This window comes from Aquiflexum sp. TKW24L, assembly GCF_023502205.1.
GTDB lineage: Bacteria > Bacteroidota > Bacteroidia > Cytophagales > Cyclobacteriaceae > Cognataquiflexum.
Genome location: NZ_JAMFLG010000012.1, coordinates 1 through 15,605 on the forward strand (window position 1 = coordinate 1; position 15,605 = coordinate 15,605).

General features: G+C 40.7%; 15 protein-coding genes. 11 read left to right on the forward strand and 4 right to left on the reverse strand.

Annotation, left to right across the window (positions count from 1 at the left end):
• Nucleotides 1-271: 271 nt before the first annotated feature.
• From M3O96_RS09760 to M3O96_RS09775, 4 genes are all read left to right on the forward strand, one after another.
• Nucleotides 272-490, forward strand: coding sequence for a hypothetical protein (locus M3O96_RS09760; RefSeq protein ID WP_249720200.1), 219 nt, complete (start codon nucleotides 272-274; stop codon nucleotides 488-490).
• Between the two features lie 140 nt (nucleotides 491-630).
• Nucleotides 631-2,169, forward strand: coding sequence for an amidase (locus M3O96_RS09765; protein ID WP_249720202.1), 1,539 nt, complete (start codon nucleotides 631-633; stop codon nucleotides 2,167-2,169).
• Between the two features lie 97 nt (nucleotides 2,170-2,266).
• Nucleotides 2,267-2,707: a hypothetical protein gene (locus M3O96_RS09770; RefSeq protein ID WP_249720203.1), complete on the forward strand. Its 441-nt coding sequence runs from the start codon at nucleotides 2,267-2,269 to the stop codon at nucleotides 2,705-2,707.
• 362 nt (nucleotides 2,708-3,069) lie between these two features.
• Nucleotides 3,070-3,306: a hypothetical protein gene (locus M3O96_RS09775; protein WP_249720205.1), complete on the forward strand. Its 237-nt coding sequence runs from the start codon at nucleotides 3,070-3,072 to the stop codon at nucleotides 3,304-3,306.
• A 568-nt stretch (nucleotides 3,307-3,874) separates the two neighbouring features.
• Here the strand turns inward: M3O96_RS09775 and M3O96_RS09780 are convergent.
• A complete protein-coding gene (locus tag M3O96_RS09780) occupies nucleotides 3,875-4,192 on the reverse strand; it encodes a winged helix-turn-helix transcriptional regulator (RefSeq protein ID WP_249720207.1) in 318 nt (105 codons plus the stop codon).
• A gap of 317 nt (nucleotides 4,193-4,509) precedes the next feature.
• Between M3O96_RS09780 and M3O96_RS09785 the strand changes: the two genes are divergently transcribed.
• From M3O96_RS09785 to M3O96_RS09805, 5 genes are all read left to right on the forward strand, one after another.
• The gene (locus M3O96_RS09785) at nucleotides 4,510-5,181 is read left to right on the forward strand and encodes a CPBP family intramembrane glutamic endopeptidase (protein ID WP_249720208.1); all 672 of its coding nucleotides are present in this window, start codon (nucleotides 4,510-4,512) and stop codon (nucleotides 5,179-5,181) included.
• Nucleotides 5,178-5,537: a cupin domain-containing protein gene (locus M3O96_RS09790; RefSeq protein WP_249720210.1), complete on the forward strand. Its 360-nt coding sequence runs from the start codon at nucleotides 5,178-5,180 to the stop codon at nucleotides 5,535-5,537. Before M3O96_RS09785 ends, M3O96_RS09790 begins: the two co-directional genes overlap by 4 nt.
• 130 nt (nucleotides 5,538-5,667) lie before the next feature.
• Complete coding sequence (locus tag M3O96_RS09795) at nucleotides 5,668-6,267, forward strand: carboxymuconolactone decarboxylase family protein (protein ID WP_249720212.1); 600 nt, start codon at nucleotides 5,668-5,670, stop codon at nucleotides 6,265-6,267.
• The gene (locus tag M3O96_RS09800) at nucleotides 6,236-6,373 is read left to right on the forward strand and encodes a hypothetical protein (protein WP_249720214.1); all 138 of its coding nucleotides are present in this window, start codon (nucleotides 6,236-6,238) and stop codon (nucleotides 6,371-6,373) included. The genes M3O96_RS09795 and M3O96_RS09800 overlap by 32 nt, the downstream gene beginning before the upstream one ends.
• Nucleotides 6,374-6,578: 205 nt before the next feature.
• On the forward strand, nucleotides 6,579-7,145 hold the full coding sequence (locus M3O96_RS09805; RefSeq protein WP_249720216.1) for a DUF3267 domain-containing protein: 567 nt from the start codon (nucleotides 6,579-6,581) through the stop codon (nucleotides 7,143-7,145).
• 84 nt (nucleotides 7,146-7,229) lie between these two features.
• Here the strand turns inward: M3O96_RS09805 and M3O96_RS09810 are convergent, their stop codons facing one another.
• Nucleotides 7,230-8,228 (reverse strand): type II toxin-antitoxin system antitoxin SocA domain-containing protein, encoded by a 999-nt coding sequence (locus M3O96_RS09810; protein WP_249720218.1) that lies wholly within the window; start codon nucleotides 8,226-8,228, stop codon nucleotides 7,230-7,232.
• Nucleotides 8,229-8,235: 7 nt separating this feature from the next.
• Nucleotides 8,236-8,619, reverse strand: coding sequence for a hypothetical protein (locus M3O96_RS09815; RefSeq protein WP_249720220.1), 384 nt, complete (start codon nucleotides 8,617-8,619; stop codon nucleotides 8,236-8,238).
• A gap of 356 nt (nucleotides 8,620-8,975) precedes the next feature.
• Here M3O96_RS09815 and M3O96_RS09820 point away from each other — a divergent pair, with 356 nt between their 5' ends.
• Complete coding sequence (locus M3O96_RS09820; protein WP_249720222.1) at nucleotides 8,976-10,100, forward strand: MBL fold metallo-hydrolase; 1,125 nt, start codon at nucleotides 8,976-8,978, stop codon at nucleotides 10,098-10,100.
• 54 nt (nucleotides 10,101-10,154) lie between these two features.
• Here the strand turns inward: M3O96_RS09820 and M3O96_RS09825 are convergent, their stop codons facing one another.
• Nucleotides 10,155-13,424 (reverse strand): WD40/YVTN/BNR-like repeat-containing protein, encoded by a 3,270-nt coding sequence (locus M3O96_RS09825; protein WP_249720224.1) that lies wholly within the window; start codon nucleotides 13,422-13,424, stop codon nucleotides 10,155-10,157.
• A 364-nt stretch (nucleotides 13,425-13,788) separates the two neighbouring features.
• Between M3O96_RS09825 and M3O96_RS09830 the strand changes: the two genes are divergently transcribed.
• Nucleotides 13,789-14,694 carry an SAM-dependent methyltransferase gene (locus M3O96_RS09830; RefSeq protein WP_249720226.1) on the forward strand — a complete coding sequence of 302 codons (906 nt, stop codon included), beginning with the start codon at nucleotides 13,789-13,791 and terminating at the stop codon, nucleotides 14,692-14,694.
• Nucleotides 14,695-15,605 lie beyond the last annotated feature (911 nt).

The window sequence follows — 15,605 nt, forward strand, 5'->3', positions numbered from 1 at the left end:
TCAAGATCATAAGAAGGCGTAATTTCATCCCGACAATTGTCGCAGATACGCCTAGCGCCATCGCCATCCACCCACTAGAAGTTGTCAAAGTCCTGATGCTACGACAGGGAGAAAAGGCCAAAGATTCTTTTAGATGGTGCTCACCATAACTTTTTTATTCAATGGGATTTTATCAAACCCTTCACTGACCTTGCCAAAAATGATGGTTATCAAACAATCGTTGATAGCTTAGAATTTACGCCTGAATATTTAAAAGCGCTTTGACATTGTAATGATTATAACAGCTCTTCCATTCGACTTTACAACCAAAAACGAAGGAAATTCCCAAGGATTAGCCGGAACAATTGGAAAAGGAAAAGTTGTGGCGTTTGGAAACTCCAATGGTTTTACTGCAATGCTCTTTGATACTGAAGATGGCCCAAAACAAGCAGCAGGAATGAATCTTGAAGGATATGATTGGAAACAGTTTGTACTTAATACATTACATTAGCTTTCAGGTGAATTAAAGTAAAAACGTGTGGTGTAATTAATTGCTCGGGCACTACCGATTTTTTTTCTAATTTGGGTATTCATACACAGCAGCTAATCATACACAAACTGACAATGCTAATGCATAAATAAGAAGATATCATGCTAACCACTTCAAGACGCAAATTTATCGGTCAAATGGGTTTAGGAAGCCTGGCCATATTTATTCCCATCGGATGCACTTACAAGCAATCAGGGATAGACATACAAGGTGAATCACCCTTACACTACAAAACTATTGTTGAAATCTCTAAGATGATCAAATCAAATGAGATTTCATCTTTTGACCTTACCCAACTCATGCTCGACCGGATTGAAACGGTTGATGCCAGCCTGCACAGCTTCCTCACCGTAATGAAAAATACAGCATTGGAAAGGGCAAGGGAATTGGACAAAGAACTTGAAGCAGGAAAATACCGCGGATTCTTGCATGGGGTTCCGATTGCAGTAAAAGACCTTTGCTACACCAAAGGAGTACCTACCACAGGCGGGCTGAAGGTATTAAGCGACTTCGTGCCCGACTTTGACGCTACAGTGGTGAGCAAACTGGAAGCTGCAGGCGCCGTATTGCTGGGAAAACTAAATCTCACAGAAGGCGCCATGGTTGGATATCACCCTGATTTCAAGATACCGAATAACCCCTGGGGGAAAGATTTGTGGGCGGGTGGATCGTCCAGTGGGTCGGGTGTGGCCACTGCTGCCGGACTATGTTTCGGATCATTGGGCACTGACACCGGAGGATCCATACGTTTTCCATCAATGGCAAACGGCATCGTGGGCCTCAAACCCTCCTATGGCCGAGTCAGTCGGCATGGCGTGCTTCCACTTGCAGAATCATTGGACCATGTAGGACCCATGACCAGGTGTGTCGCAGATGCTGCCATCATGCTTGAGGCGATTGCCGGTGAAGATCCCAACGATCCTACCTCTCTAAGCGAACCGGTCCCGGATATGCTTAAAGATATTGACAAAGGTGTCGCAGGACTTCGGATAGGATTTGACCGCGAGTATGCGCTGACTGGGGTGGATCCAGGATTAGCCAGTGCAATTGAGAGCGCCATAGAAGTTTTGGAGGGCCTGGGAGCTGAAATTGTGGCGGTAAAGGTTCCGGATCTTACGAAAGTTATAAAGACCTGGATCCTACTCTGCGCTGCAGAGGCAGCCAAAGCCCATGAGGCAAATTTTCCTTCACGGTCAGAGGAATATGGAGCATATTTTCGGGAGTTTCTAGAAATTGGTCACCGGGTAAATCCATCCGAGATTGCTGATATCCGGCAAATCCGGGAATCCTTCAGCACAGCTTTTCGAGCCATGCTTTCCGAGGTTGATGCCATGCTTTCCCCTGCGGCAGGCAGCCCCTTTGCTATTCCCGAAGGATTACAGTACAAATCTCTTACCCATTGGAATGAAGCGATTTCCGAAATCCTCAAGGCTTCCGCTACAAAGCATCCGGTTTTCTTTGCGTTTCCTCATAACTATGCGGGAACCCCGGCATTGGTCGTTCCCTGTGGATTCTCCGATAAGGGGCTTCCCTACACGATGCAGCTTTCTGGCGGTTTTTTGGAAGAAGCAATGTTGTGCCGGATTGGTCATGCCTATGAAAAAGCAACAGACTGGAACTTGCAGCATCCACCTGTTTGAGAAAGGTGAAAGAAAAGTAAAAGGAGCTTGAAATAAATTGAAAGTACTTAATATCCATAAGCGCATAATTGACCAACCGAAAAATAAGGTGGTCGAGATGATAAAAACTTTATCAACGGAAGAGGATAGGATTTGGCCAACAGAAAAATGGCCAGCTATGAAATTTAGGGAAGGACTAAAAATTGGAGCGAAAGGAGGACACGGCCCAATAAGATATTTGGTGGAAACGTATCATCCAAGTGAAGTAATTCAGTTTCGATTTTTGAAACCCAATGGATTTAATGGAATTCATAAATTTGAGTTAAGAGACCTGACCTATAAAAAAACTGAAATCAAGCATACTATTGATATGAATACTGTAGGTGAAGGAACTCTAAGTTGGATTTTAGGAATTCGTTCTCTACACAATGCCTTAATTGAAGACGCATTTGATAAGCTTGAAAATAATTTTTCTGAAAATAAAAAAACAACGACCTGGAATTTTTGGGTGAGATTTTTAAGAAAACAAATTGAAAAAAAATACAATCAAACCGGATAACATCCATTTCATTTAAATCCCATTAAATCTATAAAATTTTAAAGCGCTGTAAGACAAACTTTTAAGGGAACAATGGGTTAAGGGATTGATTTGATGGTTTAATAATTTGTTCTTCTCACCGCATGCTTGATTACATCCTTGCCCATCCGCTGTATATTCCATTTATTATATTGAATATTTTTATCATTTATAAGGTGTTTAAAATTTATGTATGTAAGGATCAAGACAATAATGATGATGAGGATGGGGGGATTCTCGAAAATGATGATCCGGTTTTGGACTTGCCGCCCGGTGTCTCACCTCCAGTTGAAACATCAAGTGTATTAAATTAAGTTTTAAGTCTTGAGGCAAAGGATGGGTTTTTGGAAGATTGTGAGGTAGAGAGCACCACCTGTGGCAAATTGGATGCCTCCAACCTGATCTCCATGATCCATAATCTGCCGGTCATCGACTATTCCAAAAACCATCAGACACAGCTTCCTATCCAATGCTGCCCTACCGGTGCCATCGTATGGTTGGACGAAAAAGCTGGTCCCATCAAAGGTCCTGAAGCCAAAAAAATTATAAGGAAGGGGAAATTGAAAATGGGGGAAAGTTGAGTTTTATAGTAAATCTTTCCACAATATTAAGCGAACCTGGACTGACATTTATTGTGTGGGGCAGCATTTTCCTTTCAGGTTTTGAAAAGGAAATGAGGAAAAAACAATCTGAATGCCACCGCTTGGCAGTAGTTATGTTTTATATCATTATAGTCAGGCCAAAGCTGACTTTTGAACTATGAAACATAAGCTCATATCTACACAATCAAATGAGATTCTGACCTTAATGGGCCTAATTTGACTCCATCCTTTTCTAGAAAATAGTACCGTGTCATATAATTAAAGGTTCAATATTATTTTATTGTGTTTTGCAAAAGACTTTGTTTTACGGAATTCAAAAGCATTCTTCAATCCAAATTAAATGTTAACGAATTAGCCATTCAGTAAACGAGTAATTGTGTCTTTAAGGGAATTCCCCCCTAGGCGTAGTATACATCTGATGCTGGGATCCCTCTGGGTGTAGTGTAATGATTGCTGGTGGGACTGGAGGAATTTTTAATTCCACCCAAACTGCGCAAAGCCTGGGACGTAAGCGGTCATTGCAAAGACAGCGTACGAATTGTATGTTTCAATTTGCTGACATTTGTTTCTCACCCCAACTTCGCAAGTGACTGATAAGGGGAATCAATTCTTTTCCAGTATCGGTAAGTGAATATTCAACTTTCGGTGGAACTTCTAAATAAACTTTTCTAACAATCAATTCATCGGCTTCCAATTCTTTTAGCGTTTGGGTAAGCATTTTGGGCGTGATACCTATTACGGCTCGGTTTAATTCTCCGTATCGCAAAACACCTTCTCTCAATACCCATAAAATTCGCCCTTTGTATTTACCACCTATTCGCTGAAAGGCATAATCCACAGCACAATGAGCCTTATTATTTTTCATTTATTTAATATTTCTAAATCATTGATTATCAACACTACTACCAAAAAAGTATGTAGGATACATTTTAGTATGTACTTGCTATCAAGGTAGTTAATATTTTTATTCGTAAAACATTACCTACAAAAAATCAGAAAAAATGAGTGCAACATTAAAAAAAGTGCTTCAATTCCCAATTATTAAAATCATTATAGGGATTGTTGTTTGCTTTGCACTTTTTGTAAGTATTCAAAACTTTGTATTAAAACCATTTTTTTATAGCATCATTCAAGATAAATATTGCTAACCCAATTATTCATTGTGCTTCTATCTTGGTCTTATTGGGCAGCTATTACTTTTTATTTCGATTGTATGATAAAAGAAAAATAACAGAACTATCACTAAAACATTTACCCAAAGAAATGTTTGGTGGTTTTGTATTCGGGTTTTTGACAATTTCATTATCCATTTTCATTTTATACTTATTGGGGTATTATCAGGTTATAAGCATTACGACAACAAACTACCCGGTAAAATTATTCACGACATTATTAGTAGCTGCTTTAATTGAAGACCTGTTTCATAGGGGACTCATCGTAAGGGAAATGGAAAATTGGTTAGGAACCAACGCAGCCATTGTTATTGGAATGGTGGTCGAACTTCAACACATATTTAATCCCCATTCCAATCTATTTAGTCTTTTTCTTTATTTGATTTGGGGGTTTACTATGGCAATGATGTTTATTTATACTAAGAGAATATGGCTACCCTATTTCTTTCATATAGGCTGGAATTTTGCACAACCTTTTTATGGCTCCAATCTCACAGGGCTAGATGACATGGGCAGTATCATTCAATCATCATTTAATGGACCTGAATTATTAACAGGTGGTGCTGTAGGTATTGAAGATTCGGTTTTTACAGCATTATTTTTACTGTTTATTGGAATAACGCTTTATTATCTTGCCAAAAAAGAGGGCAAAATTGTAAAAAGCAAACTGTTTAAAAGGTGAATCTGAAAGATGCCTATATAGGACTTGAAGCATATTTTTCTCCACGAATTATTGGTGAAGTAAACGACCAATATATAAAAATAGCCAAAATAAAAGGGCAGGAAGTACCTTGGCATAACCATGAAAATGAAGATGAATTATTCTACATTGTAGAGGGGACACTTTTAATGGAAATAGAAAATCGACCAGACTTAATCATGAAAAAAGGTGACCTATTTGTTGTAAAAAAAGGGGTAAACCATAGAGTTTCTTCAACCGAAGATTGTTTAATTATGCTGATTGAATCTAAAACAACCGAACATATAGGTAAAGTAAAGTCGGCAATAACAAAATCAATAGAGGAGCAACTTTTTTGAAATCCAAATGTTTCGCTGTTATGGGACTTGACAATCCCCTCTCATTTCCGAAGAAATGGCTTTATATTTAACCGGAGGTTTTTTGACGAAAAGACCTTTTTTGCTTTTTTTATCAATCGAAATTCTAAATATGAAAAGACCTTTAGTATTCCCCTCCACTGAAAAAGAAGACAAGGACTTTCAGGATTTGATCCGGTTTTTTAATGAAACATTGGGGTTTTGTCCTAACAGTGTGAAAACGATGTATCACCGACCTTCCATTGCTTACGCTTTCATTGCTCTCAACAAAGCCGTAATGGAAAATAAGGGCAGCGTAACAAGTTCACTGAAAAGACTGATTGGATACATCAGCAGCAACGTGGCAGGATGCAGGTATTGTCAGGCCCATACCATCAGGGCTGCGGAGCGGTATGGCGCGGATGAAGAAAAACTGGCAAACATCTGGGAGTTTAGGACACATCCTGCATTTTCGGAAGCAGAACGGGCGGCACTGGAATTTGCATTTGCCAGTTCTGTGATTCCAAATGCAGTGGATGATGCTATTGCAGAAAAACTCAGGTTGTATTGGGATGAAGGTGAGATTGTGGAAATTCTTGGGGTGATAGCTCTTTTTGGGTTTTTAAATAGATGGAATGATTCTATGGGTACTGAACTTGAAAAGGAGGCAATAGAGTCGGGCGATAAGCATTTAAAAGAGAATGGCTGGACTGTGGGTAAACATCAATATTGAAAAAGTATCCGCAATGTTGCACGTTGGGTTTGGAGACTTTGTCGGTTGCGGATACTTGTCCACAGACGACAGTCTACTGTCCACAGAACCGCCGATCGTTCCCTGACCATTATTTAGTCCGGCTACGTGCGATGAAGCAGGTACACAAAAAATCATATGGCTTCCTTTCATTTGCTATCATGCGGAAAGTCGGGTAACAATGACAGAATTTGTTTTATCCGAGTATGTTCAACCCCTTTGGGGTTGGCCTGAAATTCGTAATCGTCTTCAATCCCCGGGTTAAAACCCGGGGCTATTAAACATTGCACAAAATGACAGAAGAAAATTTAATCATCGAGGAAAAACCAATCGTTGAGTATACAATGGGATTTGGTAAAGTCAACTTGATTTCAATTCTTTTAACGATTCCGATTACCGCAATATTCTTAACTCCTTTTATTCTCATTTGGGACTATGATACTTTTCAAGCAGGTAAAGATCTGTTTTTTGATCATTTCTTTACCTTCTTACTGATAGGAATTATAATCCATGAGTTGTTACATGGATCTACATTTGGATATTTTGCATCCAATGGACTTAAATCAATAAAATTTGGAGTAAAATGGAAATATCTGGCTCCTTACTGCCATTGTAAAGAACCGCTAAGGGTTAAACATTATAAAATCGGGGGAGCTATGCCGTTGATTGTTATGGGTATTATTCCATCATTGATCGGAATAGTGACAGGAAGTGGTGGGATTTTAAGCTTTGGTATATTTTTTTCTTGGGCGGCAGGTGGAGACATCATTGCACTTTATATGCTTCAAAAATTAGACAATGACATTTTTGTTTCTGATCACCCTGATAAAATGGGGTTTATCAGGGAAGTCAATCAATGAAAGCGGAAAAGCTTCGGAGGGAAAATTGATTTGCGACTTTTTTTAAATAATACATTTCTTACTCCCTTCTCATTTCCAAACCCATCAAACAGCCTTAAGTTCCAGTGCATATTCATAGGATATAAACTGTTTGCCATGAACATTCTCCAACCAACCTTTTTCAAGATGACTGGTCTCAACTATCCCATTGGTGGAAATATCTTTGAATTGGGTCTTTATTTTTTCAAGCATTAGTAATTCTTTATTTGAAAAGACCTCCGGATTGAAAAGTCTGTCTTTTCTTCCTACCAGTTTTTCAATTCTTATTCCATCAGCCTTATCTTCATAATTAATGTCAATAACATCGTCTTCTGATAGATTTTCAAAGATTGTTTCAAACATATTAGGTACAGGTCCATAGTTTATTGCCTTATACTTTAATCCGCTTATAGAATTTCCAAAATATTTGAAGTAAGAGAAATCTGCATAAAATAACAGCTTATTCATCTTCGTCTTGAAGCAAGGAATCTCGTGTGAAAAAAACACTACCATTTCAACAAGTTTCTCTAGGTTTGGCTTGGTGTAACCTGTTAAAACAGAAACTTCTCCATCGCCCAGTAGGTAATCATCAAGATTAATTAGTTTTAATTTTTCTGATGCAATCAATCGATCTATTTTCTTTACCAGTTCAGCTTTAGTATTGTCAGATTTAGGATTCCAATCCTCTACCAAGGCCTTAAACTTATATGGATCCCGAGCTAGTTTAATTAAGTTTGCATTTGCCAATGACGGAAGTTCCCCTTTTTCATAAAGTCCGTATGTGTTTTGACCGAAGCCCATAACTTCTCCCATCCTTATAGCGGATAACCCATACTTCTCCCTTATTTCAATAATCTCTTCGCGCTGAGGGATGTGATTTTTTGCTCTATAGGCGTGTTCTACCATTAAGAGATTAAATTCATCTAATTCTGTTGTTGTGAATTTTTCTCCGGTTTCCTCACAGAGGTAAAATTGGAATCTTATTCTAATCTCCTCTTTCCGAAAAGTAACGGTTCGTGCTTCATTCTTTAATGGCATTTCTTTGCCGGTTAATGGACTTTTCATGAAAACGCTATTTAAAAGGGTATTTTATTTTTCGTTCGGCAAAATGAAAAGAAATACAAAGAACATTTGATCCAGGTATTCCTTTGGTAATCTTAATGTAGATTTCTTGCCCTTTTACAATTTTCCCAAAGACCCACATTTCTTTGGTGCCGTACATTTCTTCCGGTTTGGGACCTTCTGCATAATCTTCAGCTATTAATTCTTCTAGAATTTGCTTACGATCCTTAGGACGGATATCAAGTTGGGTGAGGGTTTCAAAGTTTTTTCCTCTGTTATCCAAAAAGAATACTCCCCAAAACTTCATTTTTATCTTAAACTCCTTTAAGAATTCATCGACTTTTTCTTTTGACGTCTTTTGCAAAGGTATCATGATAAAGTTATAAATATTCAATTTATGTAATAAAATTAAACCAAAAAGTTTAAAAAATATTTTTTTGTCAATCCTTTCAATTTAAGTCCAATATAATTTTTTTATGCTAAGCCGGCTTAGATTTGGAATATTGTTCGGTTACGAGACCGGATATAAAAATCTAGCAGTAAATTTGAAGATCACTGTTGCAAATACCCTGTTTCCAAACTTAATCACCAAAGTAACCAATCAATGTCGTTTAGTTAGGGGAGATTCGATAAACTTTTCCAAAGTTCGAAATGGATGTTTTAAGATTTTCATGGTCTGATCTCAACTTTGGAAATGGGTTGTATAACGCAAAATTTTACCTAAAAGACATTGAGTAAACAATTATAAAAATGAAGAAAATATTGAAAATTGCCCTATGGACATTAGCCATATTGCTGATAGTAACGGGAAGCTTGGCATATTATGTAAGTAGACAAATGGGCAGTTTGGATTCCTTGGAAGACCGGAAGGCACGATTCTCCGGGCTGTCATATTATGATGCAGATACGGATCAGTTTATAAGTCCGGAGACATTGCCCTATTACCCGGAACAGACCACAGGAGGCGATTCAGGTCCTGCACGCTTTTTTAAAACTTCCCCAAATGCACCGGGTTTTTCACTACCCAAAAAGATGGTTGCCAAAAGCGATTTTTCAGAAACCCCTTCGGATTTTGCTGCCTATTGGTTTGGTCACTCCACCTTTATCCTTGAGCTTGATGGAAAACGGATCTTATTTGATCCCGTTTTTGAAAATGGAGGTCCCCTACCCTTTATTTTGAGAAGGTTTGATGTGTCTCCCATCAAAAGAGAGGAACTGCCGGAGATTGATTTGGTGGTCATTACCCATGATCATTATGATCATCTGGAGGCTGCTACCATAAGATTCCTAGCATCGAGAAACACAGAATTTCTCGTACCGCTGGGTGTAGGTGCCAGATTGGAAGGCTGGGGTATTCAGAAAAACAACATCAGCGAGTTGGGTTGGCATGATGCCAAGACTGTTGGTTCCTTGCAAATCACTGCCCTGCCGGGGATCCACTACACGAGCAGGAGTTATAATGATAGGAATAAAACCCTTTGGGCCTCTTTTGTAATTAAAGGGGATGATAAAAATATTTTTGTAAGTGGCGATACCGGATACGGAACGCACCTGAAAGACATAGGAGAAAAATATGGACCTTTCGACCTGGCTTTTGTGGAGATAGATGGCTGGAACAAAGGATGGCCATTGACCCACCTCTTCCCCGATCAGACAGTTCAGTTATGTCAGGATATCAATACACAACTCATGTTTCCCATACATTGGGGTGTCTTTGATTTGGCATTACACCCTTGGGATGAATCTATCAAAATGGTAGCTGACATAGCCGCAGAAAATAACATCAAACTGGTAACACCCCTTATGGGCGAGAAAGTTATACCGGGTTCTAGCCCAACCACTCATTGGTGGGAAATAAAAAACAGGGGCAAGTAGAATGTCACTTACCCCTGTTATTTTTTAGCTAAGTCAATATTTTGGCCTTGTCCTTCAATCCATTTTTCTATTTGGCGTATAAGGTGCTCCTGCTTTTTCCAGCGTCAACTCAAACTCGGCCAATTCATTATAAAAGACCGAAGCATCTTTCAAATATTGATCAAACTCACTTTGTGCGATTTCAATATTCCGTCTGTGCGTTGCTGTTGGAGGCTCGGTAGTATTCCAATGTCCATAAATCACTGCTCCTACCCTACTCATGATGGAAGGAGAAGTGGACTCATCCTTGCTTTGAAGCACCCGGTCTCCCATTAGTGTATTTGACAGGTTAAATAAAGAGGCATTGAGCGCTGTCAGTTGTGCAAATAAATCAGGAGAAGCATTTGGTGTTTTGGTCAATGCGGCCTTGATATAGCGGAGCTTATCCCCGGCCTCACTCAATTGGCTGGCAGCGCTTGAGGTCCTTCGGGAAAGATCACTGGTTTGCTTTTTAAAAGCCGCCATTGCTTCATAATCATCATTTTTCGGATGAACAGGTTTCACCATAAACTCCTGCGCGTCTCCTTGAAGCTCCAGTTTTCCATTTTTTATCACATAGAGCTCGACACTGTATTTCCCGGGCGCTACCAAAGGTCCTTGAGGATCACTTACCCAAGGTGGTTGGAAGGCGGGAACGCTGAGTTCGATAGGGTCGGGCGGAGAAAGTCTCAGATCCCAACTTACCCGATGCAAGCCTGTTTTCGCTACCCCTTCGATCCAACGGACGGCCTCCCCGCTTTTATCCCGTACCAAAAGCATGACACTTGGTTCTTCTTCGATAGACTCCCCCCTCAGTTGATCCCAACCGGGAAAAGGAATGCTGGCTTTTTGCTCGTTGAGCTTCTTTTCCGATTCTTTCCGCACAGCTTTTTCTGTTTTGGGAAGATCATTTATGAAATAGGTGAATACTGCTCCGAAAGGTGGGTTATCGCTTACAAAACTGGTGGAACCCTGAGAAGGCATTCCTTTGGCCTGCATGGGTTCGTTAGGGACATACCACCAAGCATCTCTCACCGGCAACACGATATTTGAATTGGCATTGGCCAATTTGTTGATCTCCCTCAAAGGAGAGTAATCATCCAAGACATAAATCCCACGCCCAAAACTTGCCCCTACCAAATCATTGTCTCTGGCATGTAGCGCGAGATCCCGGAAAGGAATGGTTGGAACTCCTGCATTTAGCTTGGTCCAATTGACGCCCTTATTCACAGAAAAATAAATCCCGTACTCCGTTCCGATGAAAAGCAAATTTTCATCTATGTGGTCCTGTTTGATCACCCAAACAAGGGTATTGACAGGCAAGTCTCCTGCAATAGAACGCCAGGTTTTTCCTTTGTCTGTACTGATGAAAACGTAAGAAGCATAATCACCCAATTGGTGCGCATCGGCTGCGGCAAATACCGTATTGACATCATGGGAAGAGGCTTCGATATTGTTAATGAAGGTAAGTGCAGGAACCTTGGGCAGGCTTCCACTTTTCCTCCAATTCTTCCCATCATCTTCGGTCACATGGATCAGGCCATCATCCGAGCCGGTATAAAGTAATCCTGCTTGTAGGGTCGATTCCGAAATTGTGGTCAAGGTGGCAAATTTCGACATGGCACCGTTGTCGTACAATGCGTCAATACTTGGTACACGGTCCATCATTTCCAGTTCATACCTGCCGAGGTTGGTGGTCAGGTCACCGCTGATCGCCGTCCATGAATTACCGCGATCGGTACTTTTCCAAACCCGCTGTGATCCAAAATAGAGTGTTTTATGATCATGAGGACTTACCTGTATGGGACTATCCCAATTCCATCTTTCCGGTGGGTCATTGGGTTCCGGTTGTGGCTGTATATTCAATATTTCTAGTGTGGTTCTATTGTGACGGTGTAATTCGCCCTGTTGAATTTCCATATACACAATATTGGGATCTTTGGGATCGAAAGCGACATCATAGCCATCGGCCCCCAAGGGGACGTACCAGTCCTGATTGCGCACACCCTCCACGTTGGTCGTTCGGGATGGACCTAATAAAGTTCCAAGGTCTTGTGCTCCCACTACCACATTATAAAATGGCTCAGCATTATCGAGTCCTACTTTATAAAATTGTGAGACCGGCAGGTTCGGGAAGTGACGCCAAGTAGCTCCTTCATCAAAAGATTCATACAAACCTCCATCTGTTCCCACGATCAAATGCTGTCCATTGGCAGGATCAATATACAAGGCGTGGTTGTCGCTGTGTTTCGTTCTTCCGGTTTCGCCATAATCAAAGGTCTTTCCACCATCACGGGTTACATTTATAAAAACATCCATCTGGTAAACCAGGTCCGGATTGGTGGGTGAAGCTTCAATCTCCTGATAATAATGAGGCCCGGTTCCCCCTGAAATATAGCTGTTGCGTTTTTGCCAGCTTTCGCCTTTATCTGAGGATCGGTAGAATCCCCTATTTGCATTGTCTGCTTCTATGGTCGCATAGACTACTTGTGGATTGGCCGGAGTCACTGCCAAGCCTATTTTTCCCATATCGCCTTGAGGCAATCCCGCATTTATCCTTCTCCAACTCTCGGCACCATCCATGGATTTATAGATTCCGGACTTTGGGCCTCCACCAAGTAGAGCCCAGGTTTTTCTTCTTCTTTGATAGGCAGCAGCATAGATCACATCAGGGTTTGATGGGTCAAATTCCGCATCAGTGACACCTGTATCTGGATCTATTTCTAGGACCAATTGCCAGGTTTTGCCCCCATCTTTGGTTTTATACAATCCACGTTCGCCTCCTGATGACCATAATGGGCCTTCGGCTGCTACATAGACCACCTCAGAGTCTCTGGGATCGATTAAAATTCTACTTATATGCTCGGAATTTTTCAATCCCATCTGCTTCCAAGTGGCACCTCCATCCAAGCTTTTGTACACCCCATCTCCCCAACCTACATGCCGACCACTGACATTTTCGCCAGTACCTACCCAGACCACTTCGGGATTGTTGGGATCCAAAGCCACGGTACCAATAGAATATGAGGCCTGCGCATCAAAAACAGGTGTCCAGGTAGTTCCACTGTTGGTAGTTTTCCACAAACCACCTGAGCCAACCGCCACATACCAAGTACTGCTATGGATAGGGTTGATGGCTATATCAGCAATTCTTCCACCCATTAATGCGGGACCAATACCTCTCAGCTCTAGCCCCTTGGCCACCTGAGCGGCCATATCCTTTTGATTGGATTGAGCCCAGACAGGAAAACTGTTTATTGAAAAGAGAAGAAGAGTTGTGAGTAGAAGACCTATGGTTTTTTGCATAACAGATTCGGTTTAATCGAAGAAAAAGGTACAAGAAAAATCATGTTCTTCGGAACCATTTATCAAAAAAGGAGAATTCCCAATACCGAAATGGTGGGGATGGATTTTAAAAGTTAGGTCTTTGGGATTACAGCCCCGATTGGGCGCAATAACACTAGCCATGGGCAAGGTGCTTCTCTGAACTTCATACTTTCTCAAATTTTCATGCACCGCAGCCCATAGTTTAAAAAGGAGATCAATAGCATGAGCTGGTTCCCCATCTGCTTCAAGACAACTCGAACTTAGAGGCATATTCTTTATCAAAAATTTCCTTCGAATCTTTGGAGAAAATAATTTATATTTTGTGATAATTAAATAACAACCCATGGCTAACCAAAAAGATTTAGATTTTACCTACACCACCATCGACGAAATCTTCCGGCTCAGCATGGGAGAAACAGGAGATTATAGTGGTGCCAAATATGATGGTGATTTTTCGATGACCTTAGAAGAGGCACAAAAAGCAAAGCACAAATTTATAGCCGACAGTCTCCACATTAAAAAGGGCAGTAAAGTACTCGATATGGCCTGTGGTTGGGCGCCCTTTACGCGATATATCACTGATGAAAGGGGGGCAGTAAGTATCGGACTGACACTCTCACAAGGGCAGGCGGAGGCATGTCAAAAGAATGGGTATAATGTATTGGTAAAAGATTGCCGTCAAGTAAAGCCGAATGACTTTGGAGTTTTCGACGCCATCGTCTGCATCGGTGGGTTAGAACATTTCTGTTCGGTGGAAGAATGGAAAGCAGGCAAGCAGGAGCAAGTGTATCGTGATTTCTTCCAAACGATTTATGATTTATTGCCGGTTGGAGGAAGGTTTTACATGCAGACAATGGTATTCAGTAAGAATATGATCGATTTTGAAGAATTGGATGTAAATGCCGATAAAGGATCCACTGCTTATATTATGGCATTGATGGTGAAACAATTTCCCGGTTCATGGCTTCCTTACGGTCCCGAAATGGTGATCAATTGTGCCCTGCCTGGATTCAAATTAATTTCCAAAAGCAGTGGAAGGCTGGACTACATTGAAACCATTGGCCAATGGCGCAAAAAATTCAGAAAGTTTCATCTCAAAAAATATTTGTTATACCTCTCATTGATTCCAAGGTATTTCACAGATAAAGAGTTTAGACACTTGGTGGCGGTTTTCCGAGTCAGTCCAAATAAGGTATGTTTTGAAAAAGAAGTCATGGATCATTTCCGGTTGGTGTTTGAAAAAGTATAGATTTTATGATTGTCGGGATCGGTTATGAATCTTCCAAGTAGGAGAATCCCCAATACCGAAATGGTTGAGATTAATTTACAAAGTCCGGGCTTTAAGATTACAGCCCCGATTGGGCGCAATAACACTAGCCGTGGGCAAGGTGCTTCTCTGAACTTCATACTTTCTCAAATTTTCATGCACCGCAGCCCATGGTTATGAATGGGAACGATTAAGGGATTTCGGACTCGAATCTTATAAGTAGGATAATTCTCATTACCGAAATGGTGGGGATTAATTTACAAAGTCAGGGCTTTGGGATTACAGCCCCGAAGTGGGCGCAATAACACTAGCCGTGGGCAAGGTGCTTCTCTGAACTTCATACTTTCTCAAATTTTCATGCACCGCAGCCCATGGTTATGAATGGGAACGATTAAGGGATTTCGGTTACGCATATTCTAATAAGGAGAATTCTCAATACCGAAATTTTTGGGAAAACTCATCGTTTTATTTCCTCAATCAATGTGATTAAATGATAAGCGTCTTTTTCTTGTGTCACTTTTTGTCATGATACAAAAAGTAACCAAAAAAATCTAGCGCAATAATCCTCCCCCACCCATACCCCCGCCGGCCCGGAATTGCGCTTCCTGCCCACAAGTGTTCCATATAAAGATTAATTGAAAAGTAGAGGTTTTTGAAATACCATTTATAATAGATACAGCCCCGAAGTGGGCGCAACAACACTAGCCATGGGTTAGGTGCTTCACTAATCTTTATACTTTCTCAAATTTTCATGCACCGCAGCCCATGGTTAAGAATGGGAACGAATAAGGGATTTCGGACTCGAATCTTATAAGTAGGATAATTCTCATTACCGAAATGGTTGGGATTAATTTACAAGTTAGGACTTTAGGATTACAGCCCCGAAGTGGGCG

What these genes read in the sequence shown, in the direction of transcription:
- M3O96_RS09780 (WP_249720207.1), bottom strand. Translation starts at nt 4,192, where the DNA reads ATGAAAAATAATAAGGCTCATTGTGCTGTGGATTATGCCTTTCAGCGA.
- M3O96_RS09765 (WP_249720202.1), top strand. Translation starts at nt 631, where the DNA reads ATGCTAACCACTTCAAGACGCAAATTTATCGGTCAAATGGGTTTAGGA.
- M3O96_RS09800 (WP_249720214.1), top strand. Translation starts at nt 6,236, where the DNA reads ATGGCTGGACTGTGGGTAAACATCAATATTGAAAAAGTATCCGCAATG.
- M3O96_RS09760 (WP_249720200.1), top strand. Translation starts at nt 272, where the DNA reads ATGATTATAACAGCTCTTCCATTCGACTTTACAACCAAAAACGAAGGA.
- M3O96_RS09795 (WP_249720212.1), top strand. Translation starts at nt 5,668, where the DNA reads ATGAAAAGACCTTTAGTATTCCCCTCCACTGAAAAAGAAGACAAGGAC.
- M3O96_RS09770 (WP_249720203.1), top strand. Translation starts at nt 2,267, where the DNA reads ATGATAAAAACTTTATCAACGGAAGAGGATAGGATTTGGCCAACAGAA.
- M3O96_RS09810 (WP_249720218.1), bottom strand. Translation starts at nt 8,228, where the DNA reads ATGAAAAGTCCATTAACCGGCAAAGAAATGCCATTAAAGAATGAAGCA.
- M3O96_RS09820 (WP_249720222.1), top strand. Translation starts at nt 8,976, where the DNA reads ATGAAGAAAATATTGAAAATTGCCCTATGGACATTAGCCATATTGCTG.
- M3O96_RS09830 (WP_249720226.1), top strand. Translation starts at nt 13,789, where the DNA reads ATGGCTAACCAAAAAGATTTAGATTTTACCTACACCACCATCGACGAA.
- M3O96_RS09805 (WP_249720216.1), top strand. Translation starts at nt 6,579, where the DNA reads ATGACAGAAGAAAATTTAATCATCGAGGAAAAACCAATCGTTGAGTAT.
- M3O96_RS09825 (WP_249720224.1), bottom strand. Translation starts at nt 13,424, where the DNA reads ATGCAAAAAACCATAGGTCTTCTACTCACAACTCTTCTTCTCTTTTCA.